This window comes from Allobosea sp. 05T438, from assembly GCF_056396025.1.
This window is the reverse complement of sequence record NZ_JBFTKQ010000015.1, coordinates 87,908-109,064: the sequence shown is the minus strand read 5'-3', so window position 1 is coordinate 109,064 and position 21,157 is coordinate 87,908. Positions and strand designations below refer to the sequence as shown.

The following is a 21,157-nucleotide window of genomic DNA, read 5'->3' as shown; positions in this document are numbered from 1 at the left end:
GCCCTCACGCGGTTTCGCCGGGCATCGGATAATCCGCGGCGTTGATGACCCAGCCGGGCTTCTGCGAGAAATCCAGGCGGGGTGGGGAGAAGATGTCGATCATCTGGTTCAGCCCGGGCAGCACCGAGCGCGAGGTGTGGATCGACGGCGGCGGGATCACGGTGAGCGAGGGCGCCGCCATCAGCTCGTGCTCGTCCTCGCGCCAGATCCGCATGTCGGGCGTCCAGGGCCAGCGGATGTCGTGGATGTAACCGCCGTCGATGACGAGCGAGCCCTGCTCGAAATCATCGTGGTGATGCGGCGAGAGCGCCGTGATGTCGCGCAGGCCGCTCCGCGGGTCGAGGATGTTCACCATCAGCGTCGTGCACCGGAAGATGCGGCCGAAACGCCCCTCACCGCCCCCTGCATCCAGGCTGTAGGCGCGGATCTTCCAGCCACCTGATGGTTCCGGCCAAGGCGTCAGCAATGCGACGTTGGCGTGGGGCTGCGCGTAGGAGGCCGCGTTGGAGCAGGCCGCGGCGAGATCGGGCGCGGCGCTGGAGAAGATGCGGATGAGGCGGCCTGTGCCCGTCGTCGTGATGCGCGATGCGCCCGGCGGGATGAAGGCGATCGAGCCGCCCAGCACCTCGACCGTCTCGCCTCCGGCCGAGACCGTCGCACTGAGCGTCTTCTCGGGCAGGATCAGGCAGTATTCGTCGGGCTGCGATGCCCGTTCCAGCACGGCTCCGGTTTCGACGTCTGAATAGGCGACGATGAAGTTCTGGCCGCGCGCGAGCCAGGTCCTGAACCCATCGCCGGCCTGCTGCGGTGCCTCCGCATAGAAGCGGGCGTAGTCGGCGCCGGCATAGGCCTTGACCGGAGCAGCCTTGGCCGTGGGCTGCGCCGCCAATTGCGAACGGGGATCACTGGAAGGGTAGTTAGACACGAATGGTTCTCCTATCGCGCGCCGGATGCCTCGACGCGGCTCCGGGCTGCCTGCATTTGCGAGAGCGCGTCGCTCGCGGCCTTGCGCAGGAAGCCCTGGTCCGAGGAGAGGATGAAGGCGCTGGCGCCACGGTCGGCGAAGGCGGCGGATTCCTCGCCATTGTCGGTCATCACGCAGACCGGCTTGCCGGCGGCCTTCGCCGCCCGGAAGATCGCGTCCACCGCGTCGCGGACGATCGGAGCGTCGCGGCTGGGCGCGCCGAAGGCGACGGTGAGATCGCCGCGGCCGATGAAGACGGCGTCGAGCCCCTCGACGGCGAGGATCGCGTCGATCCGCTCCAGCGCCGACGGGTCCTCGATCATGGCGATGGTAGCGACGGCCGCGTCGGACGCATCGACGAGGTCCCACATCTTCGACCCGCCATAGCGGCCGGCGCGGGTGACACCGGAGAAACCGCGCCGGCCGCCGCGATAGCGGCAGGCGGCAACGAGCGCCTCGGCATCGGCCACATCAGCGATATGAGGGGCGAGGACGCCGACGGCGCCGCAGTCGAGCACCGACAGGATGGCGTCCGCCGCCAGCGTGGGAACGCGGACGACGCCGGCGATGCCGGCCGCGCGCGCCGCCAGCAGCGCGATGTCCGTCGCGTTGCGATCGAAGGGCGCGTGCTCCTGGTCGACCACGACAAAATCGAAGCCGCTGTGGCCGAGGATCTCGGTGGCGTGGGCGGTGGGTGTCTTGATGAAGCTGCCGGCCAGGAAGGCGCCGCTGAGAAGGCGCTGGCGGAAGCTGTTGGGTGCGGGAGCTTGCATGCTGCAACGTGCCGGTTTCGGTGGCGGCGATGATGGCACCGGCTCGGCCGAGCGCGGCCGGAAGTTGCCGCGTTTCACGCTTCGAAATGCGTTGATGCGTGCCTGCCCTTTGGTCAGAAAGGCGGCAGGATCGGGCCGGGTTCAATGAAGCGGCGGATCCCACCGTCTGAAAGGCCATCCCAAATGAAGAAGCGCCTCCTGCTGATCGCCGGCCTCCTGGCCGCCTCCGCCCTGCCTGCCGCTGCCGGTTCGCTCGAAAACGTCAGGAACCGCGGCGAACTGGTCTGCGGCGTCAGCCCGGGGGTGGCCGGCTTCTCCGTCCCCGACGAGAAGGGGCGCTGGGGCGGCTTCGATGTCGACATCTGCCGCGCGGTCGCGGCCGCTGTCCTCGGCGACGCCGGGAAGGTGCGCTACACCCCGCTCAGCCCGAAGGACCGCTTTGTCGCGCTGCAGACCGGCGAGATCGACATGCTGTCCCGCCAGGCCACCTGGACCCTGTCGCGCGATACCCAGATGGGCCTGCGCTATGTCGGCGTCGCCTATTACGACGGGCAGGGCTTCATGGTCCGCAAATCGCAGAACATCGCCTCGGCCAAGGACCTGAACGGCGCCTCGGTCTGCGTGCCGACGGGCACCACGACGGAGCTCAACATCGCCGATTATTTCCGGGCGAACGGCATGAAATACGAGGGCGTCGCCTTCGAGGCCGGCGACCAGGTCGCCAAGGCCTTCGAATCCGGCCGCTGCGACGTGTTCAGCAACGACGTCTCCGCGCTCTCCGCCTACCGGCTCAAGCTGGTCAACCCGGCCGAATACGTCATCCTGCCGGAGCTGATCTCGAAGGAGCCGCTCGGTCCGGTCGTACGCCAGGGCGACGAGACCTGGACCAGCATCGTCCGCTGGTCGCTTTACGCCATGATCAATGCCGAGGAACTCGGCATCACCGCCGCCAATGCGGAGGAGCAGAAGCGCACCGGCTCTCCCGAGGTGCAGCGCCTGCTCGGCGGCAACGGCAATTTCGGTGAATCGATGGGGCTGAAGCCCGATTGGGCCCTGCAGATCGTCAAGCAGGTCGGCAATTACGGCGAGGTCTACGAGCGCAATGTCGGCGCCGGCTCGAAGCTCGGCATCGGGCGCGGCCTCAACAAGCTCTGGACCGCCGGCGGCCTGCAATACGCTCCGCCGGCGCGCTGAGCGAGATCGTCCCGACCCGGCTCCGCCGGGGTTTGAAAACTGGCTCGTACGCCCGGTCATCGCGCCGGGCGTGCTGCATCGAGGGGAGCCGATGTCGGTTTCGGATGTCTACCCTGCGGAAATCCTGAAGGGCTTCGCCGTCGCGCTGCTCGAAGCGGCCGGGGCGCCGCCCGACAATGCGGCCCTGGTGGCCGAAGCTCTCGTCGACGCGGATATCGAGGGACTGGCCTCGCACGGCTTGCTGCATCTGCCGATGTATCTGGACCGGATCGCAGGAGGCTCCGTCGATCCGTGCGCGAGGGGCGAGATCGTCGCGGATCTGGGCTCGCGCCTGACGATCGATGCCGGGAACGGGCTGGGGCAGGTCACGGCCGAGCGGGCCTGCGAGATCGCGACGGCGCGAGCCGCCGCGCATGGCCTTGCGATGGTGGCAGTCCGCAACGCCTTCCATTTCGGCGCCGCCGGCCGCTTCGCGCGGAAGATCGCGCTGACCGGACAGATCGGCATCGTCATGGCCAATACGCGGCCGATGCTGCCCGCGCCCGGCGGTGTCGAAGCCGTCGTCGGCAACAACCCGCTGGCGATCGCGGTCCCGACCGGCGGCGAGCCCATCGCGCTGGATTTCGCGATGAGCGCCGGCGCGATGGGCAAGATCAGGCTGGCCGCAAGCAAGGGCGAGCCGATTCCGGAAGGCTGGGCGCAAACGGCACAAGGCGAGCCGACACGGGACGCATTCGAGGCGCTGCGGGGTACGCTCCTGCCTGCCGCGGGGGCCAAGGGCTTTGGGCTCGCCGTCATGATCGATCTTCTGGCTGGCGGCTTGTCGGCCGGCGCCATCGGCGAGGCCGTGCAGCCGCTCTACGGCGATGCCGCCCGCCCCTATGCAAGCGCGAACCTGTTCATGGCGATCCAGATCGAAGGAATGCGGCCGATTGCGGAATTCGAGGCGGCGGCTTCCGGATTTTCCGATCGGATCCGGAGCTCGCGGACAGCTCCCGGGGGACGCCCCGTACGGCTTCCGGGCGATCGCGCGGCGCAAGCGCGGAGCCGTTTCGACGGTTTCTGCGCTCTGGGAGCGGAAACGCTCGAGGCACTCAAAAGCCGCGCTCGCCGCCTCGGCGTCACGATCCCCGTCGCGCTCGCGGACGACGGCAAAGGCCGATCAAATCACGACCCGCACTGATCGCGATCGTGCGCTCCCGGCGCAAAGGCTGTCGCCCGGCCATTCAAGAAAAGAAAAAGAAAAGCGAACGGCTGGCGCGCCATTCCGCTTCAAGCTTCGGCCTTCGGGCCTCTGACCGCCATGAGCATCGCGTAGCCGAGCAGGCTGAACGCAACAATGCCGAGGAGGTTGAGAGCAATGTCGATCATTTTGGCGGCCTGGCGCAACGTAAGGTAAATGATTCCTTACCTGCATCCGCTCGACCGCGCCAGACCCGGCTGCCCGATACTTAGGTCACGCTCTCCGTCGCCAGCTTGAATGCGTAAGCCAGCGCGGCGAAGCTGATCAGGCCCAACATGCTGAAGATATCCATGCCTTCTCCTCGGTGAACAACCGGCAGCATGACTCGCTTCCCCTAAGAACGGGGCCGTTTTTTCCTTAAAATTGTCTGCAACGCCAATGGAAAACAGGCCCCGCCCTGGCGCTGCCGGGCCTTGAGGCCGGGCGATCGACGGCTCCTCAAATCGCGCCGGCCAGTTCGCCAGTTTGATTAAACTGTCACATTCCGGACTTAGGCGGGGGGCCGCAGGCACGAGCCTTGGCGGAGAACCACAATGCGCGCATATCACTGGCTGGCGGCGGTCATCGCCGCGGGCGTAGCGGGAGGGTCCGCCGCTGCGCAGACCGTCTATCCGATCGACCGTGCCGAGATCCTCGAGGGCTCGCGGTTCGACTTCAAGGTCGAATTCCCGAACGCGCCGACCTCCGCCGACGTGAACGTCACCGTCAACGGCAAGCCTGCCGCCGAAATCTTCGGCCGTCCGACCAACTTCATCCAGAGCGAGGAAGGCCAGAAGCACTCGGCGCTGTGGCTGCGCGGCGCTTCGCTGCCGGCCGGCCGCTATGTGGTGGAAGCCACGCAGGGCGGCAACAAGGCGACCGTGAACTGGGATGTCTTCGCCACCGCCCAGCCGCGCCGCGCCAGGAACGTCATCCTGTTCATCGGCGACGGCATGTCGGTCGCCAACCGTACCGCCGCCCGCATCCTCTCCAAGGGCTGGAAGGAAGGCAAATATGACGGCGAGCTCGCCATGGACGACATGTCCAACATGGCGCTGATCTCGACCTCCGGCACCGACTCGATCGTCACCGACAGCGCCAATGCCGCCCATGCCTACACCACCGGCCACAAATCCTGCGTCAACGCGCTCGGCGTCTACTGCKCCAAGAACGCCCTGACCCTCGACCATCCGAAGGTCGAGACCATTGCCGAGCTCGCCAAGCGCCGCACCGGCATGGCCGTCGGCGTCGTCACCAATTCCGAGATCGAGGACGCGACCCCGGCCTCCATGGTCGCCCACACCCGCCGCCGCTCGGACTTCAACGACATCGTCAAGATGTTCTTCGATGTGAAGCCCGACGTGATCATGGGCGGCGGTTCGCCCAACTTCCTGTCGAAGGCGACGCCGGGCTCCAAGCGCACCGACGAGCAGGACTTCATCGCGAAGTTCAAGGACGCCGGCTACACCCTCGCCACCACCAAGACCGAGATGAACGCGGCCGTCGCCGCGGGCCAGAAGAAGCTGCTCGGCCTCTACAACACCGGCAATATCGACGGCGCCTTCGACTTGCGCCTCACGAAGAAGGGCACGGTCTCGAAATTCCCGGACCAGCCTGATGTCGTCGAGCAGACCAAGGCCGCCATCGACATGCTGAAGGGCAATCCCGACGGCTTCCTGCTGATGGTCGAATCCGCCCGTATCGACAAGTACAGCCACTCGCTCGACTGGGAGCGCTCGGTCTTCGACACGATCATGCTCGACAACGCGGTCAAGGTCGCCAAGGACTTCGCCGGGGACCGCAACGACACGCTGATCATCGTCGTACCCGACCACGCCCATCCGATCTCGATCATCGGCACCTATGACGACGAGCGCCCCGGCCAGCAGCTGCGCGACAAGCTCGGTGTCTACGCCGACTCCGTGCCGCCGAACTACGGCCCGCTCGATGCCGATGGCTATCCCACCAATGTCGACACCTCGCGCCGGCTCGCTGTGGTCTACGGCTCCTATCCCGACACCTGCGACACCGGCCGCCCCACCATGGATGGCGAGCGCGTTCCGGCCGTGAAGGGCCCTGATGGCAAGGCCAATATCGCCAACGAGAAGGACTGCACGGGCCCGCTCGCCACGCGCAAGGTCGGCAATCTCCCCCTCGACGCCAATAGCGGCGTCCACTCGGCCGACGACGTCATCCTGACGGCGATGGGCCCCGGCGCGGAGCGCTTCCGCGGCCACAAGCCCAACACCTTCGTCTTCCGCGTCATGTCCGAAGCGCTGGCGCTCGGCGGCAAGTGAACCGATGATCGGGGCTACGGAGACATCCATGCGCCGGCGAAACCCCATTGCGACCATCACCCGCCGCGGGGCCGTGTTCGGCCTCGCGGCGGCGAGCCTTGGCGGCCGGGCCCGCGCCGCCGCCGAGATCGAGCCGATCTCCTTCGACGGGCTCTACAAGTCTTTCGGGGTTCTGGGCTTCCAGTTCTCCGACCGGGTCACGGCCCTGCGCGGCAAGGGCGTGCGCATGATCGGCTACATGGCGCCGCCGCTGAAGCCGGAAAGCCACTTCTTCGTGCTGACGCGCGAGCCGCTCGCCATCTGCCCGTTCTGCCAGTCCGATGCCGACTGGCCCGTCGATATCGTCGTCGTGTTCATGAAGAGCGAGACGGCGATGGTCAGCGCCGGCCGCAAGGTCGTGGTGAGCGGGCGGCTGGAGATCGGCTCGGCGACCGATGCGGAGACCGGCTTCGTCAGCCAGATCAGGATTGCCGATGCCGGCTTCTCCCTCGCCTGAGGAGAGCGCGCAGCGGCTCGTCCTCGCGGATATCGCACTGGATCATCGCGACGGCGACGGGCAGCCCTTCCGCGTTCTCGATATTCCCGCGCTGGTGATCGCGCCCGGCGCCGCGCTCGGCATCAGCGGCCCGTCCGGCTGCGGCAAGTCCACGCTGCTTCACCTGATCGCCGGCCTCCTGCGTCCGGGCACCGGCTCGGTACGCTGGGGCGGCACCGAGGTCTCCGGGTTGCCGGAAGCGCAGCGCGACCGCTGGCGCAGGCAAACCCTCGGCTTCGTCTTCCAGGATTTCCATCTGGTGCCGGAGCTCGATGTCGCCGGCAACATCGCCTTGCCTGCGAGCTTCTCCTCCTGGCGCCTGGGCACGTCCGGCCGCGAACGCGCGCTCGCGCTGGCATCCCGCGTCGGGCTGAAGGACCCACACCGGAGGGCAGCGGTTCTCTCGCGCGGCGAGCAGCAGCGCGTCGCGATCGCCCGCGCGCTTTTCAACGCTCCGCGCCTGATCCTGGCCGACGAACCGACCGCCAGCCTCGACGCCGATCACGCCGACGGCGTCTCGGAACTGCTCGCCGAGACTGCGCAGGAGAGCGGCGCCACCCTGATCTGCGCTTCGCATGACCCGCGCCTGCTCGCCCGGCTGGCGCAGCGGCTCGATCTCAGGACGGGATACGCGGCATGAACCCCTGGCCGATGGTGCTCGCTGACCTGCGGGCTCTGCGCTGGACTGCGCCAGCCATCATGCTGCTGGTCGCGCTCGCGGTCGCCACCGGGATCGCGATCGGCGCACAGGAGCGGGCGCTGCGCCAGGGTTCGGCCAGGGCTGCCGACGATTTCGACCTGATCATCGGCGCGCCCGGCAGCCAGACGCAGTTGCTGATGTCGGCCGTCTACCTGCAGCTCGAAGCGCTGCCGCTGGTCGACGGGCAGGTTCTCAAGGCGCTCGCGCAGGACGAGCGCGTCGGGAACTTCGCCCCGGTCGCCTTCGGCGACGTCAGCCGCGGCTATCCCGTCATCGGCACGACGGCCGATTTCGCGGGTCGCTGGGGCCGGATCAAGACGAGTGAAGGCCGGCTCTTCTCTGCGGAGGGCGAGGCCGTGCTGGGCGCCGATGTCGTCTACCGGCTGGGTGACACGATCGAGCCCTCCCACGGCGTCGCCGGCCACGCGCCCAAACCCGGCCAGGTCGACGAGGAGGAACTAGGCCATAAGCATGAAGGCCATGGCTACACGGCCGTCGGCCGGCTGCCGCGGCTCGGCTCTCCCTGGGACCGCGCCATCCTCGTGCCGATCGAGAGCGTCTGGGAAATCCACGGCCTCGGGAACGGCCATGCCACTGAGGAAGCCCGGAGCGATTCCCCGTTCTGGCAAGCCGGCTCGAACATCAACGACGGTCGCCGTCCAGAGGAAGCGCGGATCGGCCCGCCCTTCGACGCCAAGCGCGTGCCCGGCGTTCCGGCGATCGTGGTGAAGCCCAAAAGCGTAGCCGGCGCCTATGCCCTGCGCGCGCAATACCGGCAGGGCGGAACCATGGCCTTCTTCCCTGCCGAGGTGCTCGTCTCGCTCTACGGCGCGCTCGGCGACATGCGGGACATCCTCGTCGTCGCCTCCGCTTCCAACGCGGTGTTGATCCTCGCCAGCGTCGTGCTTCTCCTGATCGCCGTGAACGGGTTGCGCCGTCGGCGCTATGCCACGCTGAGGGCGCTCGGCGCCCCGCGTTCCTACGTGCTGCTGGTGACCTGGATCGGCACGATCGTCCTGATCGCCGCGGGCTGCCTCGCCGGGCTGCTGCTCGGCGTGATCGCGACCCATGCGATCTCGGGCCTCGTCGCGGCCCGCACCGGGCTTTCGCTCTCGCCTGCGATCGGCGCGGGCGAGCTCACGCAGGCGGGCCTGCTCTGCGTCGTGGGAAGCCTGCTCGCGCTGCTGCCGGCGGCGATTTCCTATCGAAGCCCGATCATCCAGGGCTTGAGAGACTGAGACCTTCGCAGGCGGAGCCCAGCGCTCCCGCCGGCCAGCAAGGGCGCGAGCCTGACGCAGGGCGCCCCTTCGCCGGCGAGCGCTTCTCATGCGACGGGCGAGCCCCTACGGTCCGGTGCGCCAGGCGGTCGACGCCCCCGGCCACGATATCGACGCGAACCTGCTCCGGAAGGCTTTCATGGCGCGCCATCACTTCGTCCCCACCCGCTATTCGAACGTGATCGGCACCCTGCCGCCGGTTCTGGAGATCGCCAGCGGCGACAGCGTCGTCACCACCACGCTCGACGCCGCCGGCTTCGGCGGCGATGGCGAGCAGCACGCGCCGCGCGGCAACCCGATGACCGGCCCCTTCTTCGTCACCGGCGCCGAGCCGGGCGATGCTCTCCTCGTCACCATCGAGCGGATGACACCGAACCGGAAGACCGGCTGGACCTATTCGCCGCTGGCGCCGGGCGTGCTCGACCCCGGGATGCTGCACGAATTGCCGAAGCGCGAGCGCTACGAGTGGGCTGTTGATGCCGAGGCCGGCACGGTGAAGCTGCTAGAGCCCTCCGCCCGCATCAAGGACTGGAGCTTCCCGCTCGCCCCGATGCTCGGCTGCTTCGGCGTGGCGCCGGAGCGCGGCCAGGCGATCTCGACCGCTACCAGCGGCGCCTATGGCGGCAACATGGACTACCGGCTGTTCGGGCCGGGCGCGACCATCGCCTTCCCGGTCTTCGAGGCCGGCGCACTGTTCTTCCTCGGCGACGGCCATGCCTGCCAGGGCGATGGCGAGATCGCCGGCACCGGCGTCGAGACCTCGTTTGAGGTCGAATTCTCGGTGAAGCTCGTGAAGAAGCTCGGCCTGCGCTGGCCGCGCTGCGAGACTGAAACCGACCTGCTGGTGATTGCCGCCGGGCGCCCGCTCGACCAGCCCCTGCAATTCGCCACGACGGAACTGCTTCGCTGGGTCGGCGAGGATCTCGGTGTCGATCCGGTAGAGGCGAGCCATCTGCTCGGGCAGGCGGTGCGCTACGACATCGCGAACGTCTTCAACCCCGCCTATTGCGTCGCAGCCCGGCTGGAGAAGACCGAGCTCACTCGCCCGATGTCGCTGCTCGCCCGCGCCTGAGCACCTCTCAGCCCCTTTCGAAACGCCGACCAAGAAGATCGAGTCATGTCCAAGGATACCGCCGCCCTGAAGGCCGAGCTGCTTCAGGCGATCGATGCGCGTCGCGACGAGATCGTCGAACTGCTGCGCCGCTTCCTGCGCATCAAGAGCGTCAACCCGCCGGGCGACACGCGCGAGGCCGCCGCCTTCGTCCGCGAACTTCTCGACGCGGCCGGCGTGCCGCATCGCACGGAGGCCTTCGTGCCGGAGATGCCGAACATCATCGGCCGCTGGGAGGCCGGCAATCCCGGCCGCCATCTCATCCTCAACGGCCATATGGACATCTTCCCGGTCACCAACGAGAAGCTCTGGGAAGCCGAGATCGTCGACGGCAAGATCATGGGCCGCGGCGCCTCCGACATGAAGACCGGGACGCTCGCCTCGATCCTCGCCTATTGCCAGCTCTATCCCCATCGCGAGAAGCTGAGCGGCGCGCTGTCCCTGACCGTGGTCTCGGACGAGCAGTCGGGCGGGCGCTACGGCACCAAATATCTGTTCGACGAATTCGGCGACGAGATGGAGGCCGATTGCTGCCTCAACGGCGAGCCGAGCGGCCTCGCCAATCTGCGCTTCACCGAGAAAGGCACGCTGCGCTTCTCGCTCTCGGCCAAGAGCATCGGCGGCCATGGCGGCTACGCCCATCGCGCACGCAACCCGATCGCGGATGTGAGCCGGCTCGTGACCGCGATCTATGATCGCTACCATCTCAAGCTCGCGGCGCTGCCGCCGGAGATCGACGCGGTGCTGACCTCAGCGGAGACGATCGCGGCGGCCGACCTCAATCTCGGCAAGGGCGCGGGCGATGTCGCCCGGCGCATCACCGTCAATGTCGGCATCCTGCAAGGCGGGCAGAAGGCGACGCAGATCCCGACGCATTGCATCGCCCATTTGGACATGCGCATCCCGATCGGCTCCGACCGCGATGCGATCCGCGCCGATCTCGAAGCGCTCGCCCGCGAGGCCGATTGCGAGATGGTCGTCAATGAGGACCACAGCTACCCGGCGAGCCTCACCGATCCCTTCAGCGAGATGGCCAATATCCTGCGCGGCAACATCCGCGAGCTGCTCGGCCATGACGCGCCGCCGGTGTCGAGCCTGGGGGGCACTGACACCCGCTACTGGCGTTGGCGGGGCGTCCCGGCGCTGATCTGCGGCCCCTCCCCGATCAGCATGGGCACAGACGAGGAGCACGTCACCATCGACGAAGCCATCGCGGTGATGAAGCTGCACGTCGCCTGCGCGGTCGACTATCTCGGTTCAACCGGCGCGCCGGCCGCGTAAGGCTCAGGCCTCGGGGACCGGCGCCTCGGCGGCGAGCAGGCCCTGCGCCTTGAGATCACGCCAGAGCGCGGCCGGCACCGGCCGCGCAACGAGGTCGAGATTACCAGCGACCTCCTGCGGCGTGACGGCGCCGAGCACGATCGTCGCCACCGCCGGATGGGCGGCGCAGAAGGCGAGCGCCGCCTGCGGCAGCGCAACGCCATGGGCGGCGCAGACCGCCTCGATCCTGGCGACGCGGGCCAGGATCTCCGGCGGCGCGGGCTTGTAGTTGTAATGGGCACCGGTCTTGGCGCCGGTGGCGAGGATGCCGGAGTTAAAGACGCCGGCGAGCATCACCGCGATCTTCTTCTCAATGGCTAGCGGCAGGAATTCCGTCAGCGCGCCCTGCTCCAGCAACGAATAGCGGCCGGCCAGCATCATCACGTCGAAATCGCCTGATCGCGCGAAGCGCGCGCACATCTCGGCCTCGTTGACGCCGACACCGATCGCCTTGACCGCCCCGGACGCGCGGAGCTTCTCCAGCGCGCGATAGGCGCCGTCCATGGCCTCCGTGAAGCGCTGTTCCATCCTGTCGCCATGGGTCCAGACATCGACATCGTGGATCAGCAGGATGTCGATATGGTCGGTACCGAGCCGGAGCAGGGACTGCTCGAAGGAGCGCATCGCGCCGTCATAGGAATAGTCGATCACCGCGGGGTGCGGCAGGCCGCCGGCATAGCCCGAGCCGTCGCCTTTCGGCTGGCCGGCCTGCATCCAGCGCCCCACCTTGGTGGAGACGATGACGCTCTCGCGCGGCACGCCGCGCAGCGCCGCGCCGATGCGATGTTCGGAGAGGCCATGGCCATAGAGCGGCGAGGTGTCGACGAGGTTGATGCCGACGGCCAAGGCGGCGCGAACCGTATCCTGCGCCGTCACCTCATCGAGATGACCGTAGAGATCGCCGAGCGGCGCGCCGCCGAAGCCGATCAGGCTGGGTGAGAGACCTGCGAAGGAGCGGCCTTTCGGCAAGGTCCCGGGGGTGGAAACAGCGCCGTTCGACATCAGTCATCCGCCAGAGGTTGTAGCCAGTTTCCGTCAAGCCGAACCGTCATTGCGAGCGAAGCGAAGCAATCCAGGTGGACTGGGTCAAAGGTCTCACCCGGTCTCCCTGGATCGCTTCGTCGCTTCGCTTCTCGCAATGACGGCATGGCGAGGAGCGGCAGATTTGCGGATCGCCCTCAGGCGCGCAAGCCCGCCCTCGCCTCAGGCTCCGACCTTGGCGAGCACATCGGCCCGCAGGAAGCGCTCGATGAACAGCATGAACAACACCGAGGGCACCAGCAGGATCAGCGCCGTGATCGAGGCGACCTGATAGTTGCCGCCCATCGCCGCATTGTAGAGCAGCAGCGGCAGCGTGGTAACCTGCGGCACGCCGACGAAGAAGGTGCCGGTGAACTCGTCGAGCGATTCCAGGAACACGAAGATGCCGCTGGCGATGATGCCGGGGGCAGCGAGCGGCAGCGTCACGGAGAAGAAGGTCTTGAGCGGCGGGGCGCCGATATTGCGGGCCGCCAGCTCGAGATCGCGATCGACCGCCGCGAAGGCCGCGGCCGCGATCCAGACCGAATAGACCAGGCCGTGCGCGGCGTGGACGAGCACGACCGCGAAGACCGTGCCGTTGATGCCGAGCTGATAGAAGATGCGCGCGACGTTGATGTAGATCGCGACCGAGGGAAAGGCCTGCGGCAGCAGGAACACGACCATGAAGAGAGCGCGCGCCGGCAGCTTCAGCCGCGCCAGAGCGTAGCCGGCCGGGATCGAGAGCACGAGCGCGACGATGACCGTCAGCACCGCGATCCAGACCGAGGTGGCGAGCGAGGCCATGGCGTCGCCGGTCGGGCGGAAGACCTGTTCCCAGTAGCGCGTGCCGTAGACGACCGGCAGCTTGTAGGGCGTGTACCAGCGCTCGGCGACGGACCATAGCGCCAGATTGACCAGCGGCCCGATCAGGAAGAAGGCGAAGGCCGCGAGCGCGAAGGCCGCGAACAGCATGCGCAGGCCGGAGCCGGCGCGGGTCATGGCGTGCCCGGTCATCGTGCGCCTTCCTGCGCCATGCCGCGCTTGAGGTAGATGATCGCCGCGCCGGCCGAGATCAGGTAGGTGATGACGCCGAGCGCATTGGCCGTGGCGTAGTCGCCATAGGCATTGATGCGGAAGGCCATGTCGACGGTCAGCATGGTCGGCTGCGAGCCCGCCACCATCATCGGCACCGACAGCACCGAGAGCATCGTCACGAAGGAGAGGACGAGCGCGACGAGAAGCTGCGGCATCACCTGCGGCAGCGCGAGCTCGACGAGGACGCGCATCCGCGAAGCCCCGAGATTACGGCCCGCCTCCAGCGTGGCGCGGTCGAGCGCGGCGAGCGCGCCGGCGAGCAGCAGCGCGACGAAGGGCGTCTGCTTCCAGACGAAGGTGGCGATGATGCCGCGCCAGTCGAGGAAGCTCACCGCCTGCAGCGGTTCCATCAGTCCCATGGCGACGAAGGAATTGTTCATCAGCCCGTTCTTGGCGAGGAAGGTGCGCATGCACTGCGCCGCGACGATGAACGGGATGAAGAGAGGCCAGCGATAGAGCGCCTTGAGCGTGCCGACGATGAAGCGGTTCTCGCCCAGCGTCAGCGTGCCGGCGATGACGATGGCGGTGAGCCCCGTCAGCAGGCAGGAGGCGAGCACGATGACGACGGTGAAGAGGATGTCACCGGAATAGAGCTCATAGGCCTTGGCGAAGGCCTGGAGCGAGAAGCCGCCATCCGGCCCGGTGAAGGCCGAGATCAGCGAAAAGCAGAGCGGATAGAGGAACAGCGCTGCGACGAGGGCGAGCCCGGGCGCGATCAGCAGCAGAGCGAGCTGGCGTTGGGAAAGAGACATCGAACCTGCCGGCTATACGCGAAAAGGAGAAAGGCGGTCATGGCCGGGCGAGAGAGGCCGTCATGGCCGGGCTTGACCCGACCATCTCAGCAACCAGAGCGAGCTGGTCGTGGGATCCTCGGGTCAAGCCCGAGGATGACGGCGGAGGCACTCCGCGAATGACGGCCCTTCGAGAGAACGAACCTCAGTTCGCGACCTTCTTCTCGTAGCCCTCGAGGATGTCGTTGAAGTAGGGCGCGATCGGGAAGGGCTTGCCGTTCTTGGCGAGCTCGGCCGGCGTGACGTCGGTGAAGAGCTTGTCCCAGGCGGCCTTGTCGAGCTTGCCTTCGAGGTTCTTGGCGTCGATGCCCGGATACCAGTTGAACTTCTTGACGATGCCGTCGGCCTGGACCTGCGGGCTGGTGGCGAGCGCGATGAACGCCTCGGCCAGCTTCTTCTGGGCCGACTTCTCGGGAACGGCGTAGTACATCGGCTGGCCGGGCATGCCGGGCGAGACGAGCTTCAGCTTCATGTTCGGCGGCAGCTTGCCGTCGGCCTGCCAGGAATAGAACATGTCGACCCAGACCGGGCCGATCGCGATCTCGCCACGGTTGAGCATGTCGAGCGTGCCGGCGTTGCCGGGGGTGATGACGGCGTTCTTGTTGAACTCCTTCAGCTCCCCGAAGGCCTTGTCCCAGCTCGCCTTGGTGTTGGCGTCATAGGGGCCCTGGATCAGCTTGTCGGCGTCGCCGCCGAAGGCATAGACCCAGCCGGCGACGAAGGAGACGCCGGACATGCCGCCCTTGATGCCGTTATAGCCGAACTGCTTCGGGTTCTTCTTGGCCCAGTCGGCGAGCTCGGCGAAGGTCGCCGGCGGCGTCTTGACCATGTCGGCATTGTAGGCGAGCGCGGTCTGCGACTGGAACATCGGGATGACGTAGCCGGTCACGTCGGTGCCGAGAGCGTTCTTGGCGGCGTCGCCGGTGGCGAGCTTGGCCGTATCGACATTGGCCGTGTACTTGTTCAGCAGCCCTTCCTTGACCATCTGGCCGGCGGCCTTCTGGTGAATGACGAGCACGTCGAAATCGGTCGCGGCAGCGCCCTTCTGGGCGTCGAGCTTCTCGTAGATCTTCTGCGAGCCGGAATCGCCCGGGCCGGTGCCGACCGAGACGACCTTCACGCCCGGATGGGCCTTCTCGAACATCGGCCCGAGATAGTCCTTGACGTAGTCGACCATGTTCTGGTCGCCGGCGGAGGCGACGTTGAGGGTCTGCGCGGATAGCGGCGAAGCCACGATCAGCGCAGCGAGCGAGCAGGCAAGCGTGATAATGCGCATGTGTCTGACTCCCTGTCAGGCGGCGATCCCGGCCTCGGTCGCCGGGAAGATGTGAAGGCGCTGCAGCGGAATGCGCAGCCCAACCTTCGTTCCGAGTTCGTGACGGTCGGCGTCGTCGACCGTGATCTGGCGGCCGGCGGCTTCGACCTTGTAGCGATAGACGCCACCGGGATAGGCGCGCGCGGCGATGGTGCCGGGAACGACGAGCTCGCCGCCCGCAGCCGGCGCATCGAGCGCATCGAGGCTCGCGACATCGTCGCGGAAATAGGCGAGCGTCTCGCCGGCCGGCAGCGCGGCGGCTCCTTCGCCCGCAAGGGTCGCGCGGGCTTCGCCGGCAGCGACGGAAGCTCGTCCCTCGCCGCGTTCGATGCGCAGCGGCAGCACGTTCTCCGCCCCCATGAAATTGGCGACGAAGGCGGTGGCCGGGCGATCATACACCTCTTCCGGCGTCCCGACCTGCGCGACGCACCCGGCCTGCATAATGACGAGCCGGTCGGCCATGGTCATGGCCTCCTCGCGATCATGGGTGACGTGGACGGCGGTGAGACCGAGCCGCTGCTGGATAGCGCGGATCTCATGTCGCATGGTCATGCGGATCTTCGCATCGAGGTTCGAGAGAGGCTCGTCGAGCAGCAGAATGCCGGGGTCGATCGCGAGCGCACGGCCGAGCGCAACGCGCTGGCGCTGGCCACCGGACAAGGCCGTGACCTTGCGGTTCTCGTAGCCGGCAAGCCCGAGGAAGTTCAGCATCTCGCCGACCTTGGCGGCGATCTCGGCCTTCGACTTGCCGCGCAGCTTGAGGCCGTAGCCGATGTTCTGCAGCACGGTCATATGCGGCCAGAGCGCATAGGACTGGAAGACCATCGCCATGCCGCGCTTCTCCGGCGGCAATCCCGCGACATCCTTGCCGCCGACGACGATCGAGCCGGAGTCGACCGGCACGAAACCCGAGAGCGAGCGCAGAAGGGTCGTCTTGCCGCAGCCGGAGGAGCCGAGCAGCGCCGTGAAGCTCCCGGGCGCGAAGTCCAGGTCGATGCCGTGCAGCACGCGCGTGCCGCTATAGGAGACCTTGAGCGCGCGCACGCCAATGGCCGCGCCACTACCCGCTCTGGCTTGCGTTTCTGGCTGCAAGGCGCCCACTCCCCACCTTCGTTTTTGTGTCCAGTGAATGGAATTTTTCTTCCATTCACTGGAGCGATTGAAATAAACATTACGTATGGGGCGCACTATGTGCAAGAGCTTTGTGAAACTTGGATGACAGCGCAGATACATTCTCTCTGGCTCATGGCGTCTCCCTCCGACGAGGCGATGCTGAGCGGTCTCGTCGGCGATTTGTCGGGGCGTTTCGGCACCCCGCTCTTCGCGCCACATCTGACATTGCAAGGTGACACGGGGATGCCGCCAGCCGCGCTGGCGCAAGCCATTGCAGCTGCGGCGGAAACGGTCTCAGCCTTCTCGGAACCCGTGGCGTGCGTCGAGGGGAGCGAGGCCTTCTTCCGCTCCTTCTATGCCCGCTTCGCGGTCTCGCAGCCGCTGGCGAACCTCAAGCGCGCCCTCGATCCCGAAGGCTTCGACAGCTTCATGCCGCATGTCTCGCTGCTCTATGGACCTGTCGAGGCTGCGGCCAAAGCAGCTGCGATCGCGGAGGTGCACGCGCGACTCGCCGGCCGCGCGATCCATTTCGACCGGATCGGCATCGTGACCTCGGGGCAGGATATCCCGATCGCTGAATGGCGGGTCGTCTCGCAGACAAGGCTGCGTTCGAGCTGAGTGGCGGATGACCGCCGCCCGCCGTCATTGCGAGGAGCGAAGCGACGAAGCAATCCAGGAAGGACTGGGCTGAACCGTTCTGCCTAGTCCCCTGGATTGCTTCGCTTCGCTCGCAATGACGGTGCGCGGCGCTACTCGCCGGTCAGCTCGCGATTGCGGCGGCTGACCTCGTCGCTGTAGCGCTTGATCGCATGCGCCTCGCTGAGGATGCCGACGAGACGGCGGCTGTCGCGGTCGGCGACCACCGGCAGCGCCTCGCTCTCCGACTCGTCGAAGAGCTTCAGCGTGTCGCGCACCGACATGTCGGTCAGCAGCATGCGATCGCGATTGCGCAGCAGATGGCGGACGGTGCGCGGGGCCGGCTCGGCTGCCGCCTCTTCGTCGAGCCCCGGATCGGGCTCGTAGAGCGCGCCGGGCGGCACCATGCCGGCATAGGCATCGCCGGGTCCGATCGCGACGAGGTAGTTGGTGGAACCCGGCGGGTATTTCAGCCGCGCCTCGGCGATGGTGGCGTCGGCCGCGATTTTCGGCACCTCGATGCGCATCATGCTGCCGGCGGTGAGGTCGCGCATCCAGCCGATATCATGGGCGCCGCGGATGCTTTCGCCGCGCAGGTGGAAGCGCCATGTCGCGAAGGAGAAGCCGAAGAGCCGGCGTGTCACCAGCGAGGCCGCGCCGGCCGCGCCGACGACGGCGAGCGTCAGCTTGAGATCGCCGGTCATCTCGAGGGCCAGCAGGGCCATGGTCATCGGCCCGCCGACGACCGACACGGCGAGCGAGCTCATGCCGACCAGTGCAAACAGCGTCTCGTGACCGGCGAGGTTGGGGAAGGCCAGCGACAAAACGCCGATGAAGAGGCGCCCGGTCAGCACGCCGAGCAGCAGTGAGGCGAAGAACAGGCCGCCACGGAAGCCTGAGCCGATCGAGATCGAGGATGCCAATGCCTTGGCGAGGAGGACCAGGGCTAGGAACGCAAGATTCGTGTCAACCCCGAGATAGAGGTTGATCGCGCCGTGACCGGCCGAGAACACCGACGGGCTCCAGATCGCCAGCGCACCGACGAGGAGGCCGCCGAAGGCCGGCCTCAGCCAGGTCGGGATGCGCGAACGCCGGAAGACGGCTTCGACAAAGGCGGCGGCGCGCATGACGACGATGCCGGCGAGCCCGCAGGCCGCCCCCAACATCACGACGAGGGGCAGGTCGGAGACGATGATCGGCCCGATCGGCGGCACCTCGACCGCGAGCAGCGAAGGCGCGAGCAGACTGTGGGTCACGGTCGCCATGAAGGTCGCGGCCATCACCGGCGCAAAGGCGGCGATCGAGTAGCTGCCGAGGATCAGCTCGAAGGCATAGAAGGCGCCGGTCAGCGGCGCATCGAAGGCTGCACCGATGGCGCCGCCGGCGGCACAGCCGACCATCAGGCGCATATCGGCCCGGCGCAGGCGCAGGCGGCGGCCGATATGGGAGGCAAGCCCGCTCGCGGCTTGGGTATAGCCGGCTTCGAGGCCGACGGAGGCGCCCGCACCGCTGGAGCCTATCGTCTGGAGCGCGACGAAGACGCTGTCGCGCAGCGACATCCGCCCGCCATGCAGCGCATTGGCCTCGATCGGGTCGACCGGCTGCTTGCGTCGGCGGAAGAACAGCCAGGACGCCACGCCGATTCCAAGACCGCCGAGGACAGGACCGACGAGCGCCCGCCAAGCCGGGATCGTCGTGGCGATCGACAGACGCTGGCCATGCGCCAATCCGAAGATGAGCTCATGCAGGAGCTGCGTCGCGAACGACATCGCCAGCACGATCAGCCCGGCGAAGACGCCGACCACGGAGGCCAGCACGACGACGCCGATATCGCTCGAGCGGATGAGCGCGCGCAAGCCCTGCGGGGCATCGCCCGCTCCGGCAGATGCTGGGGTGGCTTTCACAGTGATCAAGGCAAGGCCCGTCAGGCTCGTTCGTCACATCCGTCCGCGGTCGCATATCGTCGCGGCCAGAACAAGACGCGCCGGCGATGCCGCGCCTGCGCCTGCTGCGGGACCGCTACGAAACGGGCACCGCGAGCCCCGTCTTCACCCGGTCCATGGCGACGAAGCTGCGGAACTTGCGGATATTGGGGTTGGCGAAGAAGAGGCGCCGTGTCAGCGCCTCATAGGCCGCCATGCTCGGCACCAGCACGACCAGCATGAAATCGACCTCGCCGGTGACGTAGTAGCACTGCTGCACCTCGGGCGCGGCGAGGAAGGCGGTCTTGGCGGCGTCGATGTCGACAGCCGTCTCGCTGACCAGTTCCACTTCGACGAAGAGCGTGATCGGATGGCCGAGCGCCGCCGGATCGACCACGGCGACATTGGCGCGGATGACGCCGCTCGCCTCCATCCGGCGGATACGGCGCTGCACGGCCGGCGCGGAAAGGTTGACGCGCTCGCCGATCACGCGCTGCGGCGTGGTGTTGTCCTGCTGCAGGACAGCGAGGATCGCGCGGTCGAAGGCGTCGAGATCGTAGACGGCTGCCTCGGGCATGGCGCATCCTGAGAAACAAACTTGCATAGGCCTGCCCGAAATCCAGCGCCTTTTTCGCCTCGCTTGCAATATCCATTCGTGAGCAAGCACCGAGGTCGCCATGTTCCTGCTCAACCACCACCCCGACTATCGCTCTGCCCTCCATCCCGACGATGTCGAGACGCTCGGCCCAGCCGGGGCCGATGCGATCGAGGCGCATCTCGCCCAGCGCCAGAACCATGTCCCGACGCCGCTGCGCAGCCTGCCCGGCCTCGCCGCCGCGCTCGGCATCGGAGCGCTCTTCATCAAGGACGAGGGCCAGCGCCTCGGCCTCGGCAGCTTCAAGGCGCTCGGCGGCGCCTATGCGGTGATCCGGCTCGCCTTGGAGGCGGCCTCCGAGAAGCTCGGCCGCCGCCTTGGCGATGCCGACATGAACGACCCTGCGGTCCGCGCCGTGGCCGCCGGGATGACCTTCGCCTGCGCCACCGACGGCAATCACGGCCGCTCGGTGGCGCAGGGCGCGCAACTGCTCGGAGCGAAGGCGGTGATCTTCGTCCATGGCGGCGTCAGCGACGAGCGCGTCGCCGCGATCGCCCGCTTCGGCGCCGAAATGGTGCGCGTCGCCGGCACCTATGACGATTCCGTCGTCGAGGCCGCCCGCGTCGCGACCGAGCGCGGCTGGACCATCGTTTCCGATACGTCGTGGGAAGGCTACGAGCGCATCCCTGGCCTGGTCATGCAAGGCTACACCGCCATTGCACGCGAGGCGCTGGCGCAGATGCCGGCGCAGCCGAGCCATGTCTTCGTGCAGGCCGGCGTCGGCGGCATCGCCGCCGCGCTCGCTGCGCAGATGCAGACCCGTTTCGGCGATGAGCGACCGTTCTTCACCGTGGTCGAACCGTCGCGGGCCGCCTGCGTCTTCGAGGCGGCGCGGCAGGGGCGGCCGGTCAAGATCGCCCATGGCGCGCCGACCGTCATGGCGATGCTCGAATGCTACGACCCCTCGCCGCTGGCCCTGCGCGTGCTCTACCGCGCCGCCGACGCCTTCCTGACGGCAGAGGATTCCGATGCCGTCGAGGCGATGAACCGCCTCGCCCGCCCGGCCGCGGGCGATCCAGCCATCGTCGCCGGCGAAAGCGGGGCGGCTGGGCTCGCCGGCCTGCTTGCGGCCCTGCGCAACCCGGAGACACGCGCCGCGCTGAAGCTCGATGCCTCCTCGCGCGTCTTCCTCGTCAACACGGAAGGCGCGACCGACCCGGCGCGCTATGCCGAGCTCGTGGGCCTCGAACCGGCCGAGATTGCAGCATGACCGCATC

At 67.6% G+C, this 21,157-nt stretch carries 20 protein-coding genes; 11 read left to right on the top strand and 9 right to left on the bottom strand.

From position 1 onward, the window contains the following. Positions 1-4: 4 nt before the first annotated feature. Positions 5-925 (bottom strand): cupin domain-containing protein, encoded by a 921-nt coding sequence (locus AC1DIN_RS23565; protein ID WP_476811509.1) that lies wholly within the window; start codon positions 923-925, stop codon positions 5-7. 11 nt (positions 926-936) lie between these two features. Next, positions 937-1,737, bottom strand: coding sequence for an HpcH/HpaI aldolase family protein (locus AC1DIN_RS23560; RefSeq protein WP_476811508.1), 801 nt, complete (start codon positions 1,735-1,737; stop codon positions 937-939). Between AC1DIN_RS23560 and AC1DIN_RS23555 the strand changes: the two genes are divergently transcribed. From AC1DIN_RS23555 to AC1DIN_RS23515, 9 genes are all read left to right on the top strand, one after another. Next, a complete protein-coding gene (locus AC1DIN_RS23555; protein WP_476811507.1) occupies positions 1,736-1,885 on the top strand; it encodes a hypothetical protein in 150 nt (49 codons plus the stop codon). The two genes, AC1DIN_RS23560 and AC1DIN_RS23555, sit on opposite strands and share 2 nt — an antisense overlap. A gap of 35 nt (positions 1,886-1,920) precedes the next feature. Further along, entirely contained in the window at positions 1,921-2,931 is a 1,011-nt protein-coding gene (locus AC1DIN_RS23550) for an amino acid ABC transporter substrate-binding protein (protein ID WP_476811506.1), read from the top strand. 91 nt (positions 2,932-3,022) lie between these two features. Then, positions 3,023-4,114, top strand: a complete 1,092-nt coding sequence (locus AC1DIN_RS23545; protein WP_476811505.1) for an Ldh family oxidoreductase — start codon at positions 3,023-3,025, stop codon at positions 4,112-4,114. A gap of 593 nt (positions 4,115-4,707) precedes the next feature. Next, a complete protein-coding gene (locus AC1DIN_RS23540) occupies positions 4,708-6,450 on the top strand; it encodes an alkaline phosphatase (protein ID WP_476811504.1) in 1,743 nt (580 codons plus the stop codon). 28 nt (positions 6,451-6,478) lie between these two features. After that, a complete protein-coding gene (locus AC1DIN_RS23535; protein WP_476811503.1) occupies positions 6,479-6,946 on the top strand; it encodes a hypothetical protein in 468 nt (155 codons plus the stop codon). Beyond that, positions 6,924-7,625, top strand: a complete 702-nt coding sequence (locus tag AC1DIN_RS23530) for an ABC transporter ATP-binding protein (RefSeq protein ID WP_476811502.1) — start codon at positions 6,924-6,926, stop codon at positions 7,623-7,625. Before AC1DIN_RS23535 ends, AC1DIN_RS23530 begins: the two co-directional genes overlap by 23 nt. Further along, positions 7,622-8,923 (top strand): FtsX-like permease family protein, encoded by a 1,302-nt coding sequence (locus tag AC1DIN_RS23525; RefSeq protein WP_476811501.1) that lies wholly within the window; start codon positions 7,622-7,624, stop codon positions 8,921-8,923. Before AC1DIN_RS23530 ends, AC1DIN_RS23525 begins: the two co-directional genes overlap by 4 nt. Positions 8,924-9,101: 178 nt before the next feature. Then, positions 9,102-10,034, top strand: a complete 933-nt coding sequence (locus AC1DIN_RS23520) for an acetamidase/formamidase family protein (protein ID WP_476811534.1) — start codon at positions 9,102-9,104, stop codon at positions 10,032-10,034. 45 nt (positions 10,035-10,079) lie between these two features. Further along, positions 10,080-11,354 carry a M20/M25/M40 family metallo-hydrolase gene (locus tag AC1DIN_RS23515; protein ID WP_441473054.1) on the top strand — a complete coding sequence of 425 codons (1,275 nt, stop codon included), beginning with the start codon at positions 10,080-10,082 and terminating at the stop codon, positions 11,352-11,354. 3 nt (positions 11,355-11,357) lie between these two features. On the opposite strand, the gene AC1DIN_RS23510 is transcribed toward AC1DIN_RS23515, so the two are convergent. The 5 genes from AC1DIN_RS23510 to AC1DIN_RS23490 form a co-directional block, all read right to left on the bottom strand. After that, positions 11,358-12,395, bottom strand: coding sequence for an aldo/keto reductase (locus AC1DIN_RS23510; RefSeq protein WP_476811500.1), 1,038 nt, complete (start codon positions 12,393-12,395; stop codon positions 11,358-11,360). A gap of 201 nt (positions 12,396-12,596) precedes the next feature. Next, positions 12,597-13,427: an ABC transporter permease gene (locus AC1DIN_RS23505; RefSeq protein WP_476811499.1), complete on the bottom strand. Its 831-nt coding sequence runs from the start codon at positions 13,425-13,427 to the stop codon at positions 12,597-12,599. Beyond that, on the bottom strand, positions 13,424-14,260 hold the full coding sequence (locus AC1DIN_RS23500) for an ABC transporter permease (protein ID WP_476811498.1): 837 nt from the start codon (positions 14,258-14,260) through the stop codon (positions 13,424-13,426). The genes AC1DIN_RS23505 and AC1DIN_RS23500 overlap by 4 nt, the downstream gene beginning before the upstream one ends. A gap of 184 nt (positions 14,261-14,444) precedes the next feature. Next, positions 14,445-15,575, bottom strand: coding sequence for an ABC transporter substrate-binding protein (locus tag AC1DIN_RS23495; RefSeq protein WP_441473058.1), 1,131 nt, complete (start codon positions 15,573-15,575; stop codon positions 14,445-14,447). A gap of 15 nt (positions 15,576-15,590) precedes the next feature. Then, positions 15,591-16,658 carry an ABC transporter ATP-binding protein gene (locus tag AC1DIN_RS23490; RefSeq protein ID WP_476811497.1) on the bottom strand — a complete coding sequence of 356 codons (1,068 nt, stop codon included), beginning with the start codon at positions 16,656-16,658 and terminating at the stop codon, positions 15,591-15,593. A 171-nt stretch (positions 16,659-16,829) separates the two neighbouring features. On the opposite strand from AC1DIN_RS23490, the gene AC1DIN_RS23485 reads away from it, so the two are divergent. After that, entirely contained in the window at positions 16,830-17,345 is a 516-nt protein-coding gene (locus AC1DIN_RS23485; RefSeq protein ID WP_476811496.1) for a hypothetical protein, read from the top strand. A gap of 131 nt (positions 17,346-17,476) precedes the next feature. Here AC1DIN_RS23485 and AC1DIN_RS23480 read toward each other — a convergent pair whose 3' ends face one another. Beyond that, on the bottom strand, positions 17,477-19,267 hold the full coding sequence (locus AC1DIN_RS23480; protein WP_476811533.1) for a chloride channel protein: 1,791 nt from the start codon (positions 19,265-19,267) through the stop codon (positions 17,477-17,479). A 115-nt stretch (positions 19,268-19,382) separates the two neighbouring features. Beyond that, positions 19,383-19,862, bottom strand: a complete 480-nt coding sequence (locus tag AC1DIN_RS23475) for an Lrp/AsnC family transcriptional regulator (protein ID WP_441473061.1) — start codon at positions 19,860-19,862, stop codon at positions 19,383-19,385. 100 nt (positions 19,863-19,962) lie between these two features. Here AC1DIN_RS23475 and AC1DIN_RS23470 point away from each other — a divergent pair, with 100 nt between their 5' ends. Beyond that, positions 19,963-21,150 (top strand): diaminopropionate ammonia-lyase, encoded by a 1,188-nt coding sequence (locus tag AC1DIN_RS23470; protein WP_476811495.1) that lies wholly within the window; start codon positions 19,963-19,965, stop codon positions 21,148-21,150. The last annotated feature ends 7 nt before the right edge of the window (positions 21,151-21,157 follow it).

Excerpts from the sequence above, each read along its gene's own strand:
- AC1DIN_RS23555 (WP_476811507.1), top strand. The coding sequence starts at position 1,736 with ATGCTGCAACGTGCCGGTTTCGGTGGCGGCGATGATGGCACCGGCTCG.
- AC1DIN_RS23560 (WP_476811508.1), bottom strand. The coding sequence starts at position 1,737 with ATGCAAGCTCCCGCACCCAACAGCTTCCGCCAGCGCCTTCTCAGCGGC.
- AC1DIN_RS23550 (WP_476811506.1), top strand. The coding sequence starts at position 1,921 with ATGAAGAAGCGCCTCCTGCTGATCGCCGGCCTCCTGGCCGCCTCCGCC.
- AC1DIN_RS23545 (WP_476811505.1), top strand. The coding sequence starts at position 3,023 with ATGTCGGTTTCGGATGTCTACCCTGCGGAAATCCTGAAGGGCTTCGCC.
- AC1DIN_RS23535 (WP_476811503.1), top strand. The coding sequence starts at position 6,479 with ATGCGCCGGCGAAACCCCATTGCGACCATCACCCGCCGCGGGGCCGTG.
- AC1DIN_RS23530 (WP_476811502.1), top strand. The coding sequence starts at position 6,924 with ATGCCGGCTTCTCCCTCGCCTGAGGAGAGCGCGCAGCGGCTCGTCCTC.
- AC1DIN_RS23525 (WP_476811501.1), top strand. The coding sequence starts at position 7,622 with ATGAACCCCTGGCCGATGGTGCTCGCTGACCTGCGGGCTCTGCGCTGG.
- AC1DIN_RS23520 (WP_476811534.1), top strand. The coding sequence starts at position 9,102 with ATGGCGCGCCATCACTTCGTCCCCACCCGCTATTCGAACGTGATCGGC.
- AC1DIN_RS23515 (WP_441473054.1), top strand. The coding sequence starts at position 10,080 with ATGTCCAAGGATACCGCCGCCCTGAAGGCCGAGCTGCTTCAGGCGATC.
- AC1DIN_RS23510 (WP_476811500.1), bottom strand. The coding sequence starts at position 12,395 with ATGTCGAACGGCGCTGTTTCCACCCCCGGGACCTTGCCGAAAGGCCGC.
- AC1DIN_RS23505 (WP_476811499.1), bottom strand. The coding sequence starts at position 13,427 with ATGACCGGGCACGCCATGACCCGCGCCGGCTCCGGCCTGCGCATGCTG.
- AC1DIN_RS23500 (WP_476811498.1), bottom strand. The coding sequence starts at position 14,260 with ATGTCTCTTTCCCAACGCCAGCTCGCTCTGCTGCTGATCGCGCCCGGG.
- AC1DIN_RS23495 (WP_441473058.1), bottom strand. The coding sequence starts at position 15,575 with ATGCGCATTATCACGCTTGCCTGCTCGCTCGCTGCGCTGATCGTGGCT.
- AC1DIN_RS23485 (WP_476811496.1), top strand. The coding sequence starts at position 16,830 with ATGACAGCGCAGATACATTCTCTCTGGCTCATGGCGTCTCCCTCCGAC.
- AC1DIN_RS23475 (WP_441473061.1), bottom strand. The coding sequence starts at position 19,862 with ATGCCCGAGGCAGCCGTCTACGATCTCGACGCCTTCGACCGCGCGATC.
- AC1DIN_RS23470 (WP_476811495.1), top strand. The coding sequence starts at position 19,963 with ATGTTCCTGCTCAACCACCACCCCGACTATCGCTCTGCCCTCCATCCC.